At 40.4% G+C, this 22,399-nt stretch carries 24 protein-coding genes; 8 read left to right on the forward strand and 16 right to left on the reverse strand.

The features are described from left to right. Positions 1 to 33: 33 nt before the first annotated feature. Together dksA and WH96_RS14140 are read right to left on the reverse strand one after the other, a co-directional pair. Complete coding sequence (gene dksA, locus WH96_RS14135) at positions 34 to 450, reverse strand: RNA polymerase-binding protein DksA (RefSeq protein ID WP_047764882.1); 417 nt, start codon at positions 448 to 450, stop codon at positions 34 to 36. A 115-nt stretch (positions 451 to 565) separates the two neighbouring features. Next, positions 566 to 982 (reverse strand): flagellar assembly protein FliX, encoded by a 417-nt coding sequence (locus tag WH96_RS14140; protein ID WP_047764833.1) that lies wholly within the window; start codon positions 980 to 982, stop codon positions 566 to 568. Between the two features lie 262 nt (positions 983 to 1,244). Between WH96_RS14140 and WH96_RS14145 the strand changes: the two genes are divergently transcribed. The 8 genes from WH96_RS14145 to WH96_RS14180 all read left to right on the forward strand — a co-directional run bounded on the left by WH96_RS14145 (position 1,245) and on the right by WH96_RS14180 (position 8,638). Continuing rightward, entirely contained in the window at positions 1,245 to 2,387 is a 1,143-nt protein-coding gene (locus WH96_RS14145) for a flagellar basal body P-ring protein FlgI (protein WP_047764834.1), read from the forward strand. Next, positions 2,387 to 2,710: a rod-binding protein gene (locus WH96_RS14150; RefSeq protein ID WP_047764835.1), complete on the forward strand. Its 324-nt coding sequence runs from the start codon at positions 2,387 to 2,389 to the stop codon at positions 2,708 to 2,710. Before WH96_RS14145 ends, WH96_RS14150 begins: the two co-directional genes overlap by 1 nt. After that, positions 2,711 to 3,181 carry a hypothetical protein gene (locus WH96_RS14155; RefSeq protein ID WP_047764836.1) on the forward strand — a complete coding sequence of 157 codons (471 nt, stop codon included), beginning with the start codon at positions 2,711 to 2,713 and terminating at the stop codon, positions 3,179 to 3,181. 43 nt (positions 3,182 to 3,224) lie between these two features. Next, positions 3,225 to 5,102, forward strand: coding sequence for a flagellar hook-associated protein FlgK (gene flgK, locus WH96_RS14160; protein WP_047764837.1), 1,878 nt, complete (start codon positions 3,225 to 3,227; stop codon positions 5,100 to 5,102). Positions 5,103 to 5,113: 11 nt separating this feature from the next. Further along, entirely contained in the window at positions 5,114 to 6,034 is a 921-nt protein-coding gene (locus tag WH96_RS14165; RefSeq protein WP_047764838.1) for a flagellin, read from the forward strand. Positions 6,035 to 6,099: 65 nt separating this feature from the next. Then, on the forward strand, positions 6,100 to 6,609 hold the full coding sequence (fliW, locus tag WH96_RS14170; RefSeq protein WP_047764839.1) for a flagellar assembly protein FliW: 510 nt from the start codon (positions 6,100 to 6,102) through the stop codon (positions 6,607 to 6,609). Positions 6,610 to 6,654: 45 nt separating this feature from the next. Beyond that, a complete protein-coding gene (gene rfbA / locus WH96_RS14175; protein ID WP_047764840.1) occupies positions 6,655 to 7,548 on the forward strand; it encodes a glucose-1-phosphate thymidylyltransferase RfbA in 894 nt (297 codons plus the stop codon). Continuing rightward, positions 7,487 to 8,638 carry a class I SAM-dependent methyltransferase gene (locus tag WH96_RS14180; RefSeq protein ID WP_082130494.1) on the forward strand — a complete coding sequence of 384 codons (1,152 nt, stop codon included), beginning with the start codon at positions 7,487 to 7,489 and terminating at the stop codon, positions 8,636 to 8,638. The genes rfbA and WH96_RS14180 overlap by 62 nt, the downstream gene beginning before the upstream one ends. A 16-nt stretch (positions 8,639 to 8,654) precedes the next feature. Here WH96_RS14180 and WH96_RS14185 read toward each other — a convergent pair whose 3' ends face one another. From WH96_RS14185 to WH96_RS14250, 14 genes are all read right to left on the reverse strand, one after another. Next, a complete protein-coding gene (locus WH96_RS14185; protein ID WP_047764842.1) occupies positions 8,655 to 9,407 on the reverse strand; it encodes a class I SAM-dependent methyltransferase in 753 nt (250 codons plus the stop codon). A gap of 26 nt (positions 9,408 to 9,433) precedes the next feature. Further along, positions 9,434 to 10,045, reverse strand: coding sequence for a glycoside hydrolase family protein (locus tag WH96_RS22345; protein WP_204248202.1), 612 nt, complete (start codon positions 10,043 to 10,045; stop codon positions 9,434 to 9,436). Positions 10,046 to 10,374: 329 nt separating this feature from the next. Continuing rightward, positions 10,375 to 11,358: a glycoside hydrolase family protein gene (locus tag WH96_RS14195; RefSeq protein ID WP_047764844.1), complete on the reverse strand. Its 984-nt coding sequence runs from the start codon at positions 11,356 to 11,358 to the stop codon at positions 10,375 to 10,377. Positions 11,359 to 11,419: 61 nt separating this feature from the next. After that, positions 11,420 to 12,097 (reverse strand): metallophosphoesterase family protein, encoded by a 678-nt coding sequence (locus tag WH96_RS14200; RefSeq protein WP_047764845.1) that lies wholly within the window; start codon positions 12,095 to 12,097, stop codon positions 11,420 to 11,422. Next, the gene (locus tag WH96_RS14205) at positions 12,075 to 13,052 is read right to left on the reverse strand and encodes an ATP-grasp domain-containing protein (protein WP_047764846.1); all 978 of its coding nucleotides are present in this window, start codon (positions 13,050 to 13,052) and stop codon (positions 12,075 to 12,077) included. The genes WH96_RS14200 and WH96_RS14205 overlap by 23 nt, the downstream gene beginning before the upstream one ends. Before the next feature lie 80 nt (positions 13,053 to 13,132). After that, positions 13,133 to 13,867, reverse strand: coding sequence for a class I SAM-dependent methyltransferase (locus tag WH96_RS14210; RefSeq protein ID WP_047764847.1), 735 nt, complete (start codon positions 13,865 to 13,867; stop codon positions 13,133 to 13,135). A gap of 50 nt (positions 13,868 to 13,917) precedes the next feature. Then, on the reverse strand, positions 13,918 to 14,616 hold the full coding sequence (locus WH96_RS14215) for a WbqC family protein (RefSeq protein ID WP_047764848.1): 699 nt from the start codon (positions 14,614 to 14,616) through the stop codon (positions 13,918 to 13,920). 14 nt (positions 14,617 to 14,630) lie between these two features. Continuing rightward, complete coding sequence (locus tag WH96_RS14220) at positions 14,631 to 16,979, reverse strand: tetratricopeptide repeat protein (protein WP_047764849.1); 2,349 nt, start codon at positions 16,977 to 16,979, stop codon at positions 14,631 to 14,633. Between the two features lie 171 nt (positions 16,980 to 17,150). Next, positions 17,151 to 17,627, reverse strand: coding sequence for a flagellar export chaperone FliS (gene fliS, locus WH96_RS14225; protein ID WP_053005924.1), 477 nt, complete (start codon positions 17,625 to 17,627; stop codon positions 17,151 to 17,153). A gap of 13 nt (positions 17,628 to 17,640) precedes the next feature. Continuing rightward, complete coding sequence (gene fliD / locus WH96_RS14230; RefSeq protein ID WP_047764850.1) at positions 17,641 to 19,329, reverse strand: flagellar filament capping protein FliD; 1,689 nt, start codon at positions 19,327 to 19,329, stop codon at positions 17,641 to 17,643. A gap of 51 nt (positions 19,330 to 19,380) precedes the next feature. Next, a complete protein-coding gene (locus tag WH96_RS14235; protein ID WP_047764851.1) occupies positions 19,381 to 19,788 on the reverse strand; it encodes a flagellar protein FlaG in 408 nt (135 codons plus the stop codon). Between the two features lie 91 nt (positions 19,789 to 19,879). Further along, on the reverse strand, positions 19,880 to 20,692 hold the full coding sequence (locus tag WH96_RS14240; protein ID WP_047764852.1) for a flagellin: 813 nt from the start codon (positions 20,690 to 20,692) through the stop codon (positions 19,880 to 19,882). Positions 20,693 to 20,971: 279 nt separating this feature from the next. Further along, positions 20,972 to 21,784 (reverse strand): flagellin, encoded by an 813-nt coding sequence (locus WH96_RS14245; protein ID WP_047764853.1) that lies wholly within the window; start codon positions 21,782 to 21,784, stop codon positions 20,972 to 20,974. A 245-nt stretch (positions 21,785 to 22,029) separates the two neighbouring features. Beyond that, positions 22,030 to 22,399: flagellin (locus tag WH96_RS14250; RefSeq protein ID WP_047764854.1), on the reverse strand; the 370-nt coding region annotated here is incomplete at its 5' end.

Genomic DNA, 22,399 nt, shown 5'->3' on the forward strand with positions numbered 1-22,399 from the left:
AAGTTCAACAGAAGAGAACTAATCAGTTACTCATCAATCGTCTCTGTGAACTTTTTCCATCCGCTCATGCTGTTCCTGAGCTTCCAGCGTCATTGTTGCAATCGGGCGAGCTTCAAGCCGTTTAATGCTTATCGGATCGCCGGTAATCTCGCAAAAGCCATATTCATTTTCATCAATACGACGAAGAGCTTCGTCAATTTTCCCAATAAGCTTGCGCTCACGGTCCCTTGTGCGCAGTTCCAAGGCACGTTCGGTTTCAGACGAAGCACGATCAGCAAGATCAGGCTCTTGTAATGTTTCATTCTGGAGCGTCTGCAACGTAGCAGAAGATTCAGCGAGTAGTTCTTCTCTCCAAGCCAAAAGTTTATATTTAAAGAATTCCAGCATGACTGGATTCATAAACTCTTCGTCTTCTTGCGGACGATAATCAATTGGAAGAGGAATAGTCATGGCAACCCCCATAAATTGGCAATTTGGGCGTGCAGTATAGGGAATTTCCCTGTCTCGACAAGTTAGTCATGAAAAATTAGCGTTATTTTCTATTTATACGATTAAAAACAGTAGATTATCGCCCTAATTTAGCGAGTTCAACAGCCGCTCGAACCTCTACCTCGTTCAAAAGCTCAAGGAGTCGAGGATCATTGATCTGTTCTTTTCGCTGAGCAACAAGCGATTCGATTCTTTCCAATCGCCAAACAGGAATAGACCCAAATAACAGACCAAGGCGTAATTCTTCCAGCTCATCCAGAATGTCTTCAGCTTGTTTTTTAGCCTTTTGTTTTCCCGTCAATGCATCCGGGACTTCTTGAATAGATAGTAAACCACCGACCCCACCAGCGGCAGATACGCCACCAGCATCAGAAACAGAATCTCCAGCGCCCGCTTCCAGTGCATCGCTAAAACTACCGCTAACGCCAGAAGCTTTACGCTTCGACTTTGCCCCGGCAGCAGGTGTGACGGATGATCCCGTTCTAATCTTCATTTCAAGTCTATTACCTAATCTAACTACAAATGGACTTCAGGGTCGCAAGAAATTTTGTCTTCTTGTGGGCAACTTTTACCAAATCAACAGCACCATTGTTACCCAGCTCACAATTAGAAGCAAAATTATTCCTTATAAATTGGCAGTTTCGTGCCAATCGTCAAGGTCTCATCATATTGGCACGAAATTCGCATAAGGTACAGTGAACATCGCGTTGGTTTTAATCATATCACCAAAGACCAACCAAACAATGGGTAGAAGAATGAACTTAGTACAACACATAAACATCTTAAACAGAGCTACAGCCCTGCTTGGTGCGTTGTTAGTATCATTTGCTATCCAAGTACCAGATGCCTCTGCTCAGTCACGAATTAAAGATATCACCAATTTTGAGGGCATTCGTGACAACCTTTTGGTTGGATACGGATTGGTCGTTGGCCTTAATGGCACAGGGGATGACATTGATGATGCTGTTTTCACTCGTGAAAGCCTTATCGGTGTATTACAGCGTTTAGGCGTTAACGCTAGAGATAGTAATCTCGATACTGACAATGTAGCTGCAGTTATGATCACAGCAAACCTTCCTCCCTTCGCACGCCAAGGAACACGAATTGACTTAACTGTCTCCGCAATAGGCACTGCAGAAAACCTTCAAGGCGGCACATTGCTTGTCACACCTCTTATGGGTGCTGATGGTGAAGTTTATGCTGTAGGCCAAGGTCCGATCGCCATAAACGGCTTCAGCGCTGCTGGTAATGCAGAAACAATTACCCGCGGCGTACCAACTGTGGGACGGATTTCGAACGGCGCAATTGTTGAAAGAGAAATCGATTTCGATCTCAAAGAACTTCAGAGTGTAAAAATTGCCCTTAAAAACCCGGACCTGACAACAGCCCGACGGATCGCCCAAGCTATTAACACTCAACTCGGCGGCAATTCAGCTGTGAGTACTGATCCCTCTACTGTTCAACTGGATGTACCTGAACGCTACAGAGGTAATACCGTTGCAATGTTGACAGATATTGAACAGCTAACTGTTCGCGTTGATACACCTGCAAAAGTGGTTATTGATGAAAAATCAGGTGTCATTGTCATTGGCAATGATGTTCGCATCAGCACAGTCGCAATTGCCCAGGGTAATCTTACTGTCCGGATCACAGAAACACCGCAAGTAAGTCAGCCTAATGCGTTTTCGAACACAGGCACAACAGAAGTTGTTGACCGTACAGAAATTGAAATTGATGACGATAGTGACAAACGCCTGGCTCTTCTTCCATCAGGCGTAACGCTTCAAGAAGTTGTTAATGGCCTTAATGCACTTGGTGTTGGTCCCAGAGATATGATCGCCATTCTACAGAGCATCAAAGCCGCTGGCGCGCTTCAAGCTGATATTGAGTTATTATAATGCTGATAGATACAAAAACATTCGCCGATAACGTAATCAACGATTCGATTGTTGGAAAAGCTCAATCCCTTGCCAGCATGAAGCCGAAAAGCGAAGCCGAAGCAATGGCGACAGCCAAAGACTTTGAGGCCGTTTTTCTAACACAAATGTTAACCCCTATTTTTGAGAGCCTACCTACCGATGGTCCCATGGGTGGAGGCTCTGGAGAGAAGATTTTTCGTTCTCTCATGGTTCAAGAGTACGGAAAATCTCTTGCCGAATCAGGTGGTGTTGGAATCTCCAATGCTGTCTATCGCGAAATAATGAAGCTGCAGGAGGTTTAAATGACTACAGCAACTGCAATACAACACACACCGGAAACAACTGTTCATAGTGTCATTGCAACAGTTAAAGGCCTCGTTTCAGTCATGAGCCGGGAAATTGAGCTTCTCCGTGCAATGAAAATCAAGGAAATGAGCCAATTACAAGAACAAAAACTTGTTCTCGTGAATGCCTATGAGCAAGGCTCCTCTCAGCTCAAGAAAGATCCTTCTTTCATGCAACACCTAGACCCTCTTTTAAAAGGGGAACTTCGTGATGTGATCCAGTTACTTAATACCACTGTGACCGAGAACGAAACGGCCCTTCTTGCCGCAAAAACAAGTAATGAACGCCTAATGCAAGCCGTTGTCGAAGCGGTTCAGGAACAGCAAGTAAAAAGCAGCACAAGTTACTCACAGACAGGTGTACTTGCAGCTCAAAAAGCTCAATCGACACAGTCAACCACACCTATGCACTTAAACCAGTGCCTCTAATTTCTAAACTCTGATTAAATAAGTAATAAAATTTGAGGACATTATGTCTCTATCCATCGCCCTGAACAACGCGCTAACAGGATTGAAAGTGAACCAGAATGCTCTGGCAGTCACATCATCTAACCTGGCCAATATAAATAACGCGAATTATTCCCGTAAGGTTCTTTTACAGGAAACACAGGTTATCGCTGGAGTTGGTTCCGGTGTAACAGCTGATACCATAAGACGTAATGTAAACACATTGATCCAAAGGGATTTCAGAGAAGAGACAACAACACTTTCTTCTATCCAGACAGAAAGTAACTATTTAAATCGTATCCAACAGATGTTTGGATCAGTCGCAAACAAGAATTCTGTCGGTGATCTTATTGATAAATTCTCTGCCTCTTTGGAAAGCTTAGGAAGCAGTCCTGAAATTTCATCTAATTACTTTACTTCGGTAAATAATGGGGCAATTCTGGCACAACGCATCCGAGATATGGCAGACACAGTTCAGTCAGAACGTATCCGCGCTGATCAAGAAATAAAACAAGCTGTCGATGACATTGAACAACAACTTGTTATTATTGCAGAAATCAACGGAACAATCCCGGGCCAAACCGCCTTAGGACTACCTACAGGTGACCTTGAAGATAAACGAGATCAAGCGATAAACAAATTAGCTGAATACATGGATATTCAGTATTTCCAGACGGATAAAAACCAAGTTAATATTCTAACGAAAACTGGCCATACATTGATTAGTGGTAGCTTTCAAGCCGATCTATCTTTTCGCCAAACAACCCTTATAACTGCAAATGAAACCTATCCTAGTGTACTTGATGGTATTCATCTAAATGCTGGCAATACCCCTTCAGCGGCAAACGACATCACTTCAAGCATTACAAGCGGTAAATTAGGCGCGCTTTTCAAAGCTCGTGATACGATTCTTCCGTCAATGACGAATCAACTGGACCAAATGTCCGAAAAACTAAGGGATCAGGTCAACCGTATTCACAACCGAGGGGCCAATACGCCGATCGGATTGGGTACTGGGGCTCTTGACCCAGCAACGATGCTCGGCTCAAGATCTTTTCCAAATACAGCACAAGCTATGACCCTTGGCAGCGACGTTAACATGGTTCTTCTGGATTCAACCGGTGCAATGGTTGGAGCAATGGGAAACATTGCAGCAGGAGCAACAACTCCGGCTGCAGTTCAGGCATCAATCAACGCCTTTCTTGGCGCAAATGGTAACGCCAGCTTTGATGCCGATGGCAGGCTACAAATAAAACTAAATAACAATGTCAAATTAGCATTTAAAGATACAGGCGCCGCAACAAACGGTGGAGACTCTGTTATTCAATACGATGCCGACGGTGATACTGTTCTTGAAAATTACAACGGATTTTCAAATTTCTTTGGCTTAAATGACTTCTTTGTCACTCCACAATTATCAACAACTGTTCCTGCGGTTGAAGGACAAGGCATTCAGACAGGTATTTCTTCGGGTATCGTTGTCAGACAAGACATGATTGACACCCCATCAAATATTTCAAGAGGTAGTCTAAGTGGCACCCCACCAAACTATACGCTAGGACCGGGCAATAACGATGTCGCCCTTCAACTTGCAGCCGTTTTCGAACAAAACCAGACTTTTAACGGTGTTGCAAACGGCCCTGATACGACATCAACCACAATAAGTGGCTATGCAGGTGTCATGCTATCCTATAGCGCAACAACAGCGCAGGCTTCTGAAAACTCTCTTTCATTTCAAAGCTCTCTCACAGGCGACCTGCAAGTGAAAATGCAAAATGAATCCGGTGTTAATATGGATGAAGAATTGGCCAATATGGTTGTTTTTCAGAACGCCTATAACGCTGCTGCACGTGTAATACAGATTACAGGTGAAATGTTTGATACAATTATTGAGCTCGCCTAAGGAGAAAATAGATGATTCGCGTTTCCAGCTATGCCCAAAATCAGCTATTACAAACGAACATGGCCTCTACACAGGCCAAGGTCTCTGACAGAACCGTACAAATAGCCAGCGGTAAAGTAACGCAGGAATATACCAATCTTTCTTCTCAAGCCTTGGAATTAGTAAGCCTACAACGCGATAATGTCCGAACCACTCAGTTTGAACGTAATATCCAGACAACAAAAACACGGCTGGAGATTATGGATAGCAACATGACAACCATGTCAGAACGCATTACGAACTTGTTAAGCGATGTCCTAAACGGTCTGAATAGTTCAAACATTCAAGAAATTCCGCTTGAACAGTTTGCTGTAAGTTTCCGTCAGGAAATCACCGCCTTAATGAATGCCCAACATGAAGGACGTTACCTTTTCTCCGGTAGCTTGACCGATACACCGCCTGTCGATATTAATGATCCGGCCTACACACCACAAGCAGGGCTGCCTGGTGTTTTCACAGCCGACTTCGACTACTACGACGGCGATAACGTCAAGCTAAGCAATAGAATTGACCAAGATGCCACCCTTACCTATGGCATTACAGCAGATGATCCAACATTTGAAAAACTGCTCAGAAGTCTTGCCTATGTAGAATATGCGGGAACAAATAACGATACCACTGTTTTACAAGAAGCATATAACCTACTTCAAACTTCTCTTGATGGCGTTGCTTCATTCCGAAGTCAAATCGGCGCACAATTAACTGTTTTGGAAGGTGCAAATAAAAATCATGCTGATTTCAAAACCTATGTACAGAACACAATTTCTGGCATTGAAGACGTTGATGTTGCCGAAGCTACGAGTAAGCTAGCCTTTGATCAAGTACAGCTTCAGGCCTCATATATCAGCCTGACACGAATAAACGAAACAACCCTTTTAAATTACCTTAGATAAGCCTTTGTGATTTCACGCTTACTATTCGTTAATCATGGTTGCCTATTGTGACTAGAGAGACCATTATGTTGGACTTGGAAACAAATTATAAAGCTCAAAATTTCGCCGGGATCACAATGCCGAAGGCCGAGGAAGTGTCAAATAACGTTATAACGCTGAAAACCCGCTTTGGGGTGATGGAAATAGATCGCGAAAAAACCATCAAAGTCCCTCAAGGTATTGTAGGATTCTCGGAATACAAAGAGTACGGTTTATCCGTTCCATCACATACAGTGCTGGACGGCTATATGCTTTTGCAATCCATTGATGAAGCAGATTTGACCTTTATATTAAAACCTTACGACTTGACCAGCGGAGAGATCGAAGACAAAGATCTTGCCGGGGCAATGAACCAACATGCCATAGCACCCGAAAATCTTGCTGTGATGCTCGTCACAACTTTACGTCAAACGCCGAATGCAATTCAAAAGACTGTAAACTTAAGGGCGCCCGTTTTTATAGACACAGAGAACAAACTCGCTTGGCAGCATATTTTAAATTCCGAAAAATATAATGTTCGCCACGCTGTAAACTAGTTTTTTGCCTCAGGCTAACAAAACTAGAAACCGGGGGGATATACAGTGAAAGGGATTATATTAGCAGGAGGAACAGGTAGCCGCCTCTACCCGATCACACGCGTCGTTAGTAAACAACTACTTCCTGTTTACGATAAACCGATGATATATTTCCCGCTTACAAATCTGATGTTATCGGGAATCAGAGACATACAAATCATCACAACAAAAGAACATCAACAAGCATTTCAAACTTTATTGGGAAATGGGCATCAGTGGGGGATTAACATTTCTTGGTGCGTTCAAGATGACCCAAATGGAATAGCAGAAGCATTTATATTATCAGAAGACTTTATCGGCGACGATCATTGCACACTCGCCCTAGGCGATAACATTCTCTTTGGGAATGGATTAGTAGGTCTTTTACAATCCGTAATGAAGCCTAAATCAGGGGCTACAGTTTTTGCCTACCGCGTGAAAGATCCAGAAAATTATGGTGTTGTATCCTTTGATGAAAAGGGTATCGGAATAGATATTGAAGAAAAACCGCAACATCCAAAATCCAATTACGCGCTTATTGGCCTCTATTGTTATGATAATAGCGTTGTGAAAATAGCACGAGATATCAAACCTACATTGAACAATGAAAAACACATAACCGACATTAACAACCACTACCTAAAACAAGGAAACCTTCACGTTCAAAGACTTGGTCGCGGTTATGCATGGCTTGACGCTGGCACTGTAGAATCACTGCATAACGCCGCAGCATTCGTTCGATCCGTTGAAAGTCGTCAAGGAATTAAAATAGCTTGCCCGGAAGAAATTTCCTGGCGCATGGGGTATATAACATCCAAGGATTTAAATGCTTTAGCCAAAAATTTGATGTCCAGTGGCTATGGACAATACCTACAAGAAATTTTACTCGAAAATAATAAAAAATATGACATCGTCAACTGAACTGATATTTCCCGGCGGATTACCTGATTCAAAAGCTTATAAACTTGAAGCCGAGGCCCTAAATAAACGAATCATTGGCGCTTCGTGCACGCCAAATGATCCTGCAAAAAAACTCTATGACGAATGGCAACACATTCCATCAATACACAGCAACAACTTTGAAGATGCCTTTGTAAAAACAATACTAGAACACAACGTTTCTCAGATTTATTGCCCTCATTTGCTTCTTTATAAAGCGATAGAAAAAGTCATATTATCGAACAACCTTTCTGTCTGTTTCAGAAATCCTCCTCCAGGAGAGCTTGAAACCACTAAAATAAATTCACTCTACAAATCAGCAACTGAGTTCCATGAAATTGCATCAAATATGGCAACAAATCATAAGGACCAATTGCCAAACAAAGAAGAAATTGCCGGATTGCTTTTTTATACACGGGCCATACCCGGCATGACATCAGAAGAAAAACTAGCTGCCTTTACGTCTATATTTCCTCAACTTCCCAAAGGCGATATTGTAGAGATTGGTGCCTTCAGGGGAAAATCATCTTACTTTTTATCCTGGGCAGCTAAACGTTATAATATTGGGAAGGTACTCGTCGTTGATCCTTGGAACTCAGCCATTGCGCAACAAAATGATTCCCCTGATCAATTAAAAGATCCGAAGCAAGAGATGGTCAAAGATGTCGAATCATTTTGGGAAGCTGCATATCATGGTTTTCTCGCGGTTCTATCGCCATTTATTGGCCACATAAACTATCTTCGGAAACCATCTCAGGATGCAGCTATAATTTATTTATCCAACAAAGAAATACAATCCTCTGCCTTTGGGACAACAGAATACTGCGGTAAAATTTCACTTATCCACATAGATGGGAATCATGATTATGACATGGTTAAAAAGGATTGCGATTCTTGGCTAAAGTTTATGAAACCTGGTGGATGGATAATTTTTGATGATTATGTTTGGCTTCACGGAGATGGGCCGACTAGAGCCGGTGACGAGTATTTGCAAGATAATCAAGATAATATTGAACTCAGCTTTTGCTTTGATAAATCATTATTTATACAGTTAAAATCACGCAAAAAATAATACGTCGTACGTTCTTTTATTTCCTTTTCTCACAAACTAACATGATACTTGCACACAAATCGGGATAAACTTGCCCAAGTTGGTAGCACCCTTCAAGGTATTCCTTGGAAATAATGTCTGTTTTCAACAAACGATCCCATTGAAAATTAGCTAATGCTTTAAAGAAGATACCTGTCCGATAAGTCACATTTAATCCAGCAGAAACAGCATCTCGTTCAAGAGTATCAAGCGAATAAGTACAACGATGTCCATGCTTTTCCTCTGCAGGGGTCACTGCAGAATTATGCGAAATCAAACCCATTTTCACTGCTATTTGTCTTGAAGGCGCATTAGCATTAGGCACAACGAGAAAAAGCCTTCCACTATCTGCTAACCATTCTTCATTTATTCGCTTTAAGACAAACACAGGGTCATCAATATGCTCTAAAACATGAGTCATTACGATATTATCGTATTCTTTGGGAAGACTAGCTTTTTCAAAAACATCATTTACATAATTTACTTTATCACCATGCTTTTCTTTAGCTTCAGCTATAGCAATTCCAGAGGCCTCAACACAGGTGATATCTTGAAAATAAGACAATAAATGTTTTGTAAAAATTCCTTTGTAACTCCCTAATTCGAGCATGTTCCCTTTCTTAAAGAAAGCTTCAAACGACCTAATCATAAATGGGTGTAGAACATCAAAATCAAAGCTGTAAGCATATCTCTCATTTTCTTTATTACCGCTATCATTTAGCTCTTTGTCATAATTTCTTTTCATCGCCATATTAATTTACCTTAAAATCTACAATATCAATCATCTAAGACAGCTAAGCCAAAACCATCCCGACCAAAAGAATTGCCATTATACAACATGTAAGCTTTATCCTCTAAATGGAAGACGTGAGGATAGCACTGCATTTCAGAATCCCATCCCTTTTCAGAAACATCTATGCCAGCAAGAGTATCATCACGCTTCCAATTGATTAAATCGTCTGAAACAGCATATCCAATTCGGTAAGATCTTTCTTTGTTTTCTCGAAAACCATGAGCTTGCCGATAACAAAAATACATATGATACATACCGTTATGATAAAAAACAGACGGTAAGGCCTGACATTCATCTTCATTTAGCCTATCGGCAATAATTGGCTGCCCATCACGTTGCCAATTGATTCCATCTTTCGATATTGCATGCGCAATTTTATAAATACGTTCAGGAGGCCCGGCCTCACAAAACTTCTTCCATTTTGTACCAAATATGTACCACATGTGATAAATGTCTTCATATTTAGATACGAAAGCATCGGCAACGAGAAAAGGTTCATCTAATGATGCCGATAGAATAGGGCCTGTCCCATATTTATCAAAACTATATCCACCATTGTGGCTAACTGCAAAACCTATAGAAGAATCAACCAACACCGATATTTTTCGGTTCCACCCTGACGTATAAGCAAAAATTTTATCTCCATCGTCAAATACATTAAAGGGGAATATGCCATGCTCATCAAAACACCCTAATCCACCAAGCTCAATGACAGTATGTTTAGATACACCAAGAACAGAATTAAGCTCTTTATTAAAATCTACGTAGGCAACATGGCTTAAATATTTTCCAATACTATCTCTTACACGTGTAGAAAAATAAATTCGAACACGGTCCTTTTTGACTAGTACTTGTGGAGACTGGGCAAATTCAGAGCAATTATTTGGAAGAATATGCTTTTTTGGAGCAAATATTTTTCCCAGCTTTAACCACTTAATTGTTCATTCCAATCTTCAGAATTGTTTAATCTTGCTAACCCAATACCCGATCGTCCCATCTCATTTCCCTGGTAAAGCATATAGGTTGTGTCATCTACGACAAACACATGTGGATAATTTACCATTTCAGAATCCCAACCTTCTTTAGAAAGGTTCATTCCTGCCAACTCATCCCGCCTTGTCCACTTTTCTAAATCCGATGATGTAGCATAACCAATTCGATAACCATTTTTCCCCCCCTTGTAATCGTGGCTATATCTATAGGAATAAAACATGTGATATCTTCCCCCTTTTTCAATAACATCAGGACAAGCTTGGCATTCATTTGACCCTAATTTATCTGGGATCAAATCTTCTCCTTGCTTAATCCAATTAATGCCATCTTCTGAGGTTGCCATGCGTATCTTATAGATAGGCTCTGGCCTCTCTTTTCCTTTTATCCATTCCTTTCCTGCGACATACCAAAGATACCACTTACCTTGAAGCTTTCGCACTCGGGGACTACCGATTAAAAAGGGTTCATCAGGACTATATGACAAGACAGGTCCACGGCCAATTCGTGTAAAATTAACACCATTATCTTTGCTGACAGCCAAACCTATAGCACCGTTAAACGGAACAGATTCACACCTTGTCCACCCTGCATAATACACCCAAATCTCATTCTCACATTGAATTACGCTGATTGGGTTCGTACCAAACTCATCAAAAGTACCATAATCTCCCAATGCTAAAGGAGGTGAAGAGCATATTTTTATGACCCTACGTAAATCATTTCGATCCAGATCTATGAAAGAGAGAAAGCTAAGATAATTCCCATCATTCGTAGGACTGGGGCGTGTACAAAAAAATACGCGAACATACTCTTCAAAAACAACCACAGAAGGAGATTGGGCAAATTCTTTCATCCAACCACAGTATCTATGATCACGAGGATCAAAAATTTTCCCTAACTTTTCCCAGTTGAACAACAATCACCTCAAAATCAAATTAACTCAAACATTATGAAGAATATACCTTACATCTAATCTATTATTCATTTAGTTTTTTTAACTTATTGGCACCTGTTTTTAAGCACCCATAATAATAATCGTTAAATCCAGCCAATTTCATAAGGTCAAATACTTTTTGCATATCATATTTCACACGGTGCAACTGAAAAATACCCTCAGTAAATGTAGCAAAGGCTGCACGAGGATCTCCGTCTCTTGGTTGACCTACAGAACCTGGGTTGCAATATGTTTTGTTGCCAAATTTATGTATTGATTGAACGTGTGTATGACCTGAAACAAACACCTCTCCTTCAAGGCGATCAAAATAGGTTTGGTTAGGGCTTAAATATTCATCGATAGGGTTATCCCAGCCACCATGAACCATTTTAATATGACCAACCCTTAAGTGTATCGGCAACGCTTTAAGCCAATCGCGATTTTCCTTATCAATCACTCTTTTCTGGTATTCTAGGCAATCATTTACGCTTTTCGATCTTAAACAAAATCCACCCCCAGCCATATACCAATCATGATTCCCCATTACCGATGGTATTTTTCTTTTTCGCAGTTCGTTACAGCACTCATTAATCTGACTATAATATCCAACTGTATCACCCAAACAGTAAATATCAGTAATCCCTAAGTTATCCAATTTTGATAACACAGATTTTAAGGCTTCAAAGTTACCGTGAATGTCAGAGATAAATGCTATCGTCATAAAAAACATACTCATCAGTATAGCGAACAGCCCGGCCCATTCTAAGTATTGGTTGGGTTTGTTCCTGTTTTTCGAGAAAATAATTTACTGCCATCTCACTTTCATTATAGCCAAAAGCAGTACGAATAGATGTTGAGGATGATATACGAGGATTAATTTCAAGTAACTTAATAGATTCACCGTCTTTACGAAATTGAAAATTCGTAGGACCAACAGGTTTCAGTAACCAACAAAGCTCAGAAATAATTTCTGCAAAATCGTCAGAAGAGATTACTTCTGCTTTTTCAGTAAATCCATCTTTTGACAACTTACGACGCAATGTAATAGCCCCCACATACCCTCCTCTACCATCACAAAAAGCGGCGGTCGTATATTCGTCCTCATCAGTTCCCACAAGTTCTTGCGCCATAAATTGTTCACCAATTTCTTTTTTAACCTCAAGAAACGTTTTAATATCAGTAATCTTTTTTACGCCCTTAGAGCCAAACCCTTCTCTTGGCTTGAGAATAAAAGGCAAGCCAAAGCTTTGCTCCAGCTTGATAAAATCTCGATCAAGGGAACTCCGGATTACACAGGGTAATCCTGATTGAACCAGCTTGTTATAAAATACCCACTTGTCTTTACATAACTTAACGAGTTCAGTCGTATTGATTAGAGGGAAAGCACCAGATTGGATAATATCTTCTACATGTAAAATCCATTTATACACATCAGCTTCAATACCTGGTATGATCATATCTACATTATATTTATCGATCGTATCCAATAACCAATCCAAGTAAGATGGATCATTTGTAGCAGGGGCTTCTATAAAAAAATCGCAAAAACCTGGGGCCACAGAATCACAATAAATAGATGTACCAATCAGTTTGTATGTACTCTTAGCTTGTTGTAACGATCTTAAAATTCCATAGCCGACAATACCACTGGCACCAGATACAAGTATCGTCCTCAAACCAGTTCTCCCATAAGACAAATCTTAGTCAAAATGCAATGAATTGTAGATACTAACATTATAGAATCTTTTTAATTCTGCTATACACTATTTGGATCAATAGAGATTTCGGCCAATAATCCACAAGAAAGCTCTGGATAATCAATCCCTAGAGTACACAATCCTGCTATTATTTTATCATCTAAATTCAAGGATAGCATTTGGCTCGTCGTTAAAGGTTTCAAATAAAGTCCCTCCATAATGTCGACTTTAAAACCTGCATTTTTAATTTCAGATGCAAGAGTTTCTACCGTATAATACCTTTGGTGGCCTGATATATGATCAAAGTCAGATAACGTTTTAACATCATCTAATAAGCCCGCGAGAACACCAAGCCTTCGGTTCATAACAGCCGCATTCGGAACAGCAATAAATAACTTTCCACCCGGTGCTAGATATTGTTTGTAACGAGTTATAATTTGTTTTGGATCATCAACATGTTCAAGAATAAACCCCATGACAATTACATCAAATTTTTCGTCAGTATCAAATTCTTCAAAATAGGTTTCGATTATTTCAGCTGAGCAATCAGGGTATTTCTCATGAAAGTTATCAATAACGGCAGATGATCCATCAAGGACAAGATAGCGATCAAAGTTTTCAGAAAAAATATTTGCAGTATGTCCATGCCCTAATCCCAGTTCCAAAAGGCTCTTAGCATCGGCACATCGGGCCATGATCCTTTCAGGATACCACTTCAAAATTATTCCGTTATCAAAATCATACAAATTTCCTCCATTATAAATTTCAATGTGAGTATCTAATTTATTAGCCATTATCTATTATCCTGTTTACATATTTCCTCGAACTACCCGCATCTTACATCTTAAATTAACTCATACTCTCTTAGCATAGTTTCTTTAATCAATTCCCTTGAATTGAACATCAAAATATCAACAATTGACAATCCAGCAATAAAAGGAGGGGTGAATTGAGAGTATGAATTTAATTTGGGTGATAGAAACTTCAGAGCAATCCCTCTCTCATTAAAATCATCGGAAGAATAAAGGCTCTGTCCACCGATAGCATTAATATAGGTTTTTGCACCTACCGCATTACAAAAAGAAAAAATTTTACTCTGTTTCTTTAATGAATGATCGATGTCAACGCTCGAAGATTTTGTAATCTCAGTACTCACTTCAAGAACAGAGCATATTTTTTTGATAGAATAATAAAGAAACTCAAATAAATTTTCTTCGTTGTGATTAATAATACCTTCAACCAAAGAGAATGTTTGATTAAAATAAGGAGCCATTGAATAAGCTCCTTTTATTTGATTGAGAAGTTTTTGCCTATTAAAACTATCTGCAATTCTCCGATCACGTATATCAAGATAATCAGATTGCTTTTTTAACGGTAAAGAAAAAGTAAAATCTTTACCATTTCTAAGTAAGCGATTTCTATTAATCCATCCCTTTTTTGTATACTGAATATTATCATAAAGTATAAAAATATCAGCAGACTGTATTAGCTGAAAATATCCGATATAGGGAAGAAAATAAGGCTGCATGATCGCAAGCTTCATCCCTAAAATTCTCCTTATCTCTCACTATCATCTAGCGTGATATGATCAACGTTGTCACCTTTACAATATCGTTTCCACATTACGTCCATAGCCCGTTCAAGAGAAGCACATACTTTCGCTCCACCACCAGCAACTTCTGTTAAGAAAAAACTTCGTAATTTCAGGCGATTTTCCTCTAATACCGCCATATTATTCGCCGCCCAAACTGCACGTTCAATATATTTTTCGACGGAAGAAACAATCATTTCCTCTTGCCCAAAAAACTTAAGTAAAGAAGTACCAATATTCTCGTGAAATGCGCGCCCCTTCGTTAAGGAAACAAAGCTTCGCCCCATATAAAAAAGATCTAACGATGTCGACGCTCCATTATACGGAAAAGGATCCAACCCAAGATCAAACTCATTTATTTCTTCAAGGTAAAGCAAGAAATCAGAACGAGTTCTCAAAATCAACCGTCCCCTTTCCACCCCCAAATCATCAAGACATTCATAAAAGTCGTTTGTAAAATCATCTTCATCCAGACGGTTGATTTTCAGCATTAGTTTAGAGTTGGGTACCTGTTGTAAAATTTGTCCCCATGCTCTCATGCACTCAGCAGTAACCTTTCCAGCCCGGTTAAAATTGGCGAAAGTAATAAAACCATTTTCTTTGTACGGTAATTTCTTGGACTCTATTTTCTCTGCTCCGGGACGAACACTATAGCTCGTACAACCTGCAATATGAGCAAGCTTCTCTGAGAAGAGATCTTCGTGTTCCAATGGTACAGAAAAGGGTTGTGAAATATAGTAATCAATACTGTCCAGTCCAGTTGTCGCCGGATACCCAATATAACTAGCTTGAACTGGAGCCGGCTTATAACTCAACGCCCTCAAACGGCCACCCGCTGTATGTCCAGATAAGTCAATAAGGATGTGAATCTGATCATCAACAATTTGCTCACATAGTTCCTTATCTGACAAATTAGAAACATCCCTGATTTTGTCGCAAACTTTCTCTATTTCAATTTTAATTTTCCCCGAAGAATCATCTTCTCGTGGTTTTTGCGAATAAAGAAAAATATCATATCTATCTCGATCATGATGTTGTGCAACAGGCAACCAGTAATACGCAGCAACATGATCACCAAAATCTCCCGAGATATAACCAATACGAAGTTTCTTTACCTCATTAGTATTAAACTTATAAGCCTGAACTCGCTCATCGATTGGGATAGCATGTTTACTTTGCCATAATCGCGCTTCCCTTAAATGATCTTCAGGGCTACTATTTTTTTCATGCAAGATCGTGAACAATAGATTACTATGAAAATCCTCTCTGCTTGGAGCGAGTTCCATTGCAATGCCATAACATTCTTTGGCTTTTTCAATATTTCCTTGAAAATTATAGCCAAACCCTAAATTATTAAACGCTAGATAATATTCAGGATCATGCCCTAGACATTCTAAATAATATTCTCGAGCTTGATCAATTTCGGTAATCCCCTGGTAAGAATTTCCACAGTTAAAGAGCACCTCAGGATCATCGGGATCTTTCTCAAGGGCCTTTTTTAAAATATCAATTGCCAGACCATGAATATTTAAACGCCCAAGTACTGCACCATACAACTTTAACACAGGAAGGTAATCTGAGTTTATTTCATATGCTTTAGCCGCAAATTTTAAAGCAGCATGTAATTTAGAGGTCTTATAGGATATCAAAGACAACACATAGTAGTCTTTTTCTGGTTCGTAGGATTGATCAATATCCTTTCCTAAGAATGCAACAGCTTCACTTTCACGACCAAGGCGAATTAAACAAGAGGCAAATCCAGTTCTCACATCGCTATCACGAGGATGATCAAGAAGTAAGCTTTGATAATACGCAAGTCCATCAGTATCATACCCTAACTTTGAACAACACTCTCCTGCACGCATAATAAGTGTTTTATTTTTTGGCCTCAGTTCCAATGCCGCTGAATAAGCACCTAGGGCGCTTTCATACTCACCAAGGAAATAAATTGAATTACCAAGTTGTTCTTGCCCCTCAAAAAAATCGCGCTTGAGCTCTACGCACTTAGACAAGCATTCAACAGCTAAATTATCTAATTTATGTTGTTGAAAAAAAACACCAAAATTATAATAATCGGTGTATCTTGCAGACGATAGTTTGAATAAATTATCGAATTGTGCACGAAATGAGCTTTCGTCGCCTTGAAGTAGCGCCTCAATAGATTTTACAAATAAAAAAACAGGATGTTTATTTTTTTTCTTTAAATTTATTGTCGCAATTTCAAATGCAATATCAAATTGCTTATTCATCATATACTGCAAAGCATCATCTGCAGCTCTTTCAACTTTATAGTTGAATTTCTTTCCTTGCGCCACCTGACCCCCACACTTTAATTTTCATAGATGCATCGTAAAAATGTCAATCTAAGATTTTACGCCATATCTGTATAGTGGAGATAAGAGTATATCTGATCAAAATAAATGTCTCATTAAAACTCACAAGTCCGCAACTAAAAAATTACAAAGAAAATTGCACTTTCCTTATATTTACACGCTGAATGAGGCACTTGATGGGGGAATACTCTTATCATTTGAAGTTGAAACATCACTTGAACGTCTCTCAACTTCTCTTACGGGTTGAGAACCTTCTCCGACTTGCTCCGCAACAGAAGTCCAAGTTTCTTTCATATTCTTTAGACTGACTAAAACATCTTCAAAAACAGGCTCTGGATTTCGTGAATTGGCCTGCATCATTCTCATAAACAGGCTGTCATAGAATTCATGAAGCATTGGGGAAACGTCTCCCCCATTCTCAAAATCCAGTTGCCCCTGCAAACCAATAATAATTTTGGATGCTTTATCAATCGCGATAAATCGTGCCTCATAATCTTGTTCATCATGTGCCCGCTTGGCCTCATTAATCAAGCGAATTGCCCCCTCATATAACATGATGATCGCCCTGAGCGGACTTACATTTTTGGAAGCTTGTGAGTATGCATTTGCGCCATAGGGATTAGGATACATAGATCACCCCTCTTTAACTTTTACTAGCATTGGCTTGTGCTTCAAGCTGCTTTCTCATCGCATCGGCTTGTGCCAACACTTGCTCCAATCGGGAATATTTTTCGATTAAGAAATTACGTGTAAGCTCTAATCTAGCATCAATGGCAACAATTTTTTCATTCAAGTCTTTACTCGCGTCAGCAATCTCCAGCAATCGCGTCGAAAGTTGCCCAGATCCGGGTTTAACAAAATCGTCAATTGAATGGAAAAAATTTTCTGCAATACCATAAGATGTTTTTACTTCAATCGTTTGCGCCCCGGTACCCGGTGTACCAACAAACACCATTGTCATTCCTTCGAAAGCAGTACCAACCTTTCCTTTTAATGTATTACCGCTAATATCAAAAACATTTCCTTGTCCTGTTACCGATGCCCCAGTGATATTCCCACTTCCGTCAATGCCATCTATAACAAGAGAAAAATCATCGACATTAATTGCTTTGGTACGGGAAATAACCGCCAATCGCGTATCGTCTGGCTTAAAGGTAAATTCAAAAACACTTCGCACGCCATCAAGGTTGGTCACTAAAGCATCATCAAGCTTTGTACTATCCACAACTAGCTTATTGTCATCATTAAGCTCAACCCCCATGAGGGCAAGTGTATTAATTTCACCACTATCCACGCCTTCAGCACCTGTACTTACAATTCCGCTGAGCGCTCGTTCAACTCGCCTTAAAATATCATCTCCAAATAAGGCAGGTTTTGAAGAGGAAGAAGAAGAAGGGTCATAATTACGTTGTTGTTTAACAAGATCCCTCAAAGTATTATACGTTTCAACAAATTCATTAATTGCGGTTTTAATGCCACCTAGATTATTGTTTATCTCAACTTTAATTTTGTTACCAACTTCGGCCTTATATAACTGAATTGTAACACCATCTATCACGTCCGTAATATTATTGGTGTCACGTTCAATAACTGTGGCGATACCATCCACCTTAATCTGCGCTTTGTTTCCTGCTTGCAGCTCACTCAGGACAGCCCCATCACCAAAAGTACCTAAAAAATTACCTGCACCTGAAAGTGTAATCGCCTTACCAGTTTCTTCTGCTGTCATGACCATACGGAAATCGTTATCGCCAACTTTGATAACTGACGCTCTTACACCAGTATCATTTGAGACACCATTAATAGCACCAGCAATATCATTTAAAGACATATCAGCTGTAATTGTAATATCTTTTGACGTACCACCTGTTAACCCGAGTGTGATTGTATCGGTAACACCTTGGGCAGCTGTCGAATCAACAACAGTGCCAGAAGAAATTTTATTAGCTGTTGCAATTTGTAAAACTTCAATTTCATACACACCTGCTGCGGCAGAATTCGTGGAGGAAACACCAAGAATACTCGTTGCAGCTGTCGTAGTTGACGAGGTTAGAAAGGCGGATTTTGCTTCAAAAATATTGTTATCGCGTCCACTTAAACCTGGAGGATTACGCAAACCATTTAAAGAATTTCGTAAAGATGTCAGAAGCGTATTAAGTTCGCCATAAGCTTTTGTCTGAACCTCATTATTGCTAATCGTGCTTTCCATTCTCACGGCCGGAAGGCGCTTAGCCAATAATGTTGCTTCGACAATTGCGTTGGTATCAAACCCGGAATACTGACCAGTAATTCGGGGGGACCCGTTAACGTATGTTAAAGTTCCAGCTTCCATGTCTCGCTCCAAATAAAAAACATAGTTTTATCAATGCAAGATGCATTCCAATTATGCTTCTGTATCCAGATTAACATTAGTTAAGGACGGCAAACTTGACTGTTTAGGGTAGTTACCCAACATCGTCTTACTTGGGAATTCAGAAATCACAGCGTTATTATTTTCATCAATCAAACGAACAACCAAGCGACCAGATTCACTATCTCGATAAGTCACAATGTTTGATGATAACTGCGATGCAGCGGCAGCTGTAGTATCAACAGCTCCATTCAAAACAGGCTGGCGTTCAACTGAAGCACTTGATGATTGCGCTGTTTTTGCCTCAATATTTTGCGGGACATTGACAACAGCTTGAGCAGCACTGACGTTAACAGAACTTAATTTTGAAACGCCAGTGCTCGAAGAAGAAACCTTTGGAACAAGCTGAGTAGGCTGCCCTGAGACAGTTACATCAGACATCGGACCTCCTCCTCTTTCCTAAATTAAAAAAATCACTTTTAAAGAAGCCGTGGATACCTAAATACTCACGGCTTCCGACTATTATACGAATTTATTGAAGAACTCTCAATAGAGACTGTGGTATCTGATTGGCCTGCGACAAGGCAGAAACTGCCGCCTGGGTCAGAACATTCGCAGTTACCAGCTTACTTTGCTCAGCCGCAAGATCAACATCTTTAAGCTTCGAGTTCGCAGCTTCGATATTTTCAATAGAAGTTGCAACCTGCTGACCACGCGTTTCAAATCGAGAGATCAACGCACCGACAGTAGCACGACCAGTCGCAATCGTATTAATACGAGCGGTAACGTTCGTAAAGGCAGTTCCTGCAAGCGCAGCGGACGAAACACTACCACCAACAGCAGCAACGTCCACAGTGGATAAATCAGCAGCGATATTATTCACCACACCTGCTGCACCAAGACCAACGAAGAAATTTTCATTGAAAGTTCCGTCAATCAAGGCGTCACCATTAAAGGTCGTTGTCGTCTCAATCCCAAGAATCTCTGCATCAAGAGCTAAAAATTCAGCATTGATATAAGCACGCTCGGTATCTGTCACGGAACCGGACAAGGACTGTGAAGCCAATGCTTTCATACGTTGAAGTACATCACTCACACGCGCCAGCCCACCATCAGCAACCTGAAGGATCGAAGCCGCTTGAGAAGCGTTTGTTGCCGCCTGCTTAAGGGCAGTAACATCACCAGTCAACTTAGTACTAATCGCAAGGCCTGCCGCATCATCAGATGCACGCACGATTCTAGAACCAGAAGCAAGTTTAGCTACTGATGTCGAAGCTGCCATTGAGTTATTGTTGAGAAAACGAATTGCAGAGTTTGCTGCGGTATTTGTACCAACTACAGGCATAACATTATTCCTTCTACTTGAAGTATATTTAGCTAAACCCTTCCTGAGTAAAGCCACTTTTAAAGGCCGCCTTCTTGGCAACCTACTATTCCACTCCTTCCTAGGCCGGAATAGTTTCGCTGAAAACATTACTAAATACATTTTCAACTACTTATCATACACTAAAGACAAAAGATTAAAAATTAATTAATATACGGAAATATCATAACGAGTAGCACTTAAGATAAATAAAGACCGTGGATACCGAAGCACCCACGGCTCTCAACCATTATTAAGAGCTTACTGAAGAACTCTCAATAGCGTTTGCGGTATCTGATTTGCCTGCGACAAGGCAGAAACTGCCGCCTGGGTTAGAACATTCGCAGTCACCAACTTACTTTGTTCAGCCGCCAGATCGACATCTTTAAGCTTCGAGTTCGCAGCTTCAATGTTCTCAATAGAAGTTGCAACCTGTTGACCACGTGTTTCAAACCGAGAAATCAACGCACCAACAGTAGCACGACCGGTCGCAATCGTATTAATACGAGCGGTAACCGCCGTAAATGCGGTACCTGCATTACCAGCTGATGTAACATCACCACCAACCACAGCAACGTCCACAGTGGATAAATCAGCAGCGATATTATTCACCACACCTGCTGCACCAAGACCAACGAAGAAATTCTCATTAAAAGAACCATCAATCAAGGCATCGCCATTAAAGGTAGTTGTTGTCTCAATCCCAGCAATCTCATCATCAAGAGCTTGGAATTCAGCATCAATATAAGCGCGCTCGGTATTTGTCACGGAACCCGACAAGGACTGTGAAGCCAGCGCTTTCATACGTTGAAGCACATCACTCACGCGCGCCAGCCCACCATCAGCAACCTGAAGGATCGAAGCCGCTTGAGAAGCGTTTGTTGCCGCCTGTTTAAGGGCAGTAACATCACCAGTCAACTTTGTACTAATCGCAAGACCTGCCGCATCATCAGATGCACGCACGATTCGAGAACCAGACGCAAGCTTTGAGACTGATGTTGAAGCGGCATTAGCGTTATTATTGAGAAAACGAATTGCAGAGTTTGCTGCGGTATTTGTACCAACTACGGGCATAATATTATTCCTTCTACTTGAAGTATATTTAGCTAAACCCCTCCTGGGTAAAGCCACTTTTAAAGATCGCCTTCTTGGCAACCAACTATTCCATTCCTTCCTGGATCAGAACAGTTTCGTTGAAAATACAATAGTAATATCTTCAACTGTTAACAAAACCCTGAAAAAAGAACATTAGGACTTAGTTAATGATAGAGAAGTAGTGGATACCGAAATACCCACGACTTTCAACCATTATTAAAAGCTTACTGAAGGACTCTCAATAGGGTTTGTGGTATCTGATTGGCCTGCGACAAGGCGGAAACTGCCGCCTGAGTCAGAACGTTCGCAGTTACCAATCTACTTTGCTCAGCCGCCAGGTCGACGTCTTTCAACTTCGAGTTCGCAGCTTCGATGTTTTCAATAGAAGTTGCAACCTGCTGTCCACGGGTTTCAAATCGAGAGATCAATGCACCAACAGTAGCACGGCCAGTCGCAATCGTATTAATACGAGCGGTAACGTTCGTAAAAGCAGTTGCCGCAGTACCGGAAGTTGAAACGTCACCAGTAACCGCAGCAACGTTCACAGTGCTTAAATCAGCAGTGATATTATTCACCACACCTGCTGCACCAAGA

This window comes from Kiloniella spongiae (assembly GCF_001026905.1).
In the GTDB taxonomy this organism is placed as follows: domain Bacteria; phylum Pseudomonadota; class Alphaproteobacteria; order Kiloniellales; family Kiloniellaceae; genus Kiloniella; species Kiloniella spongiae.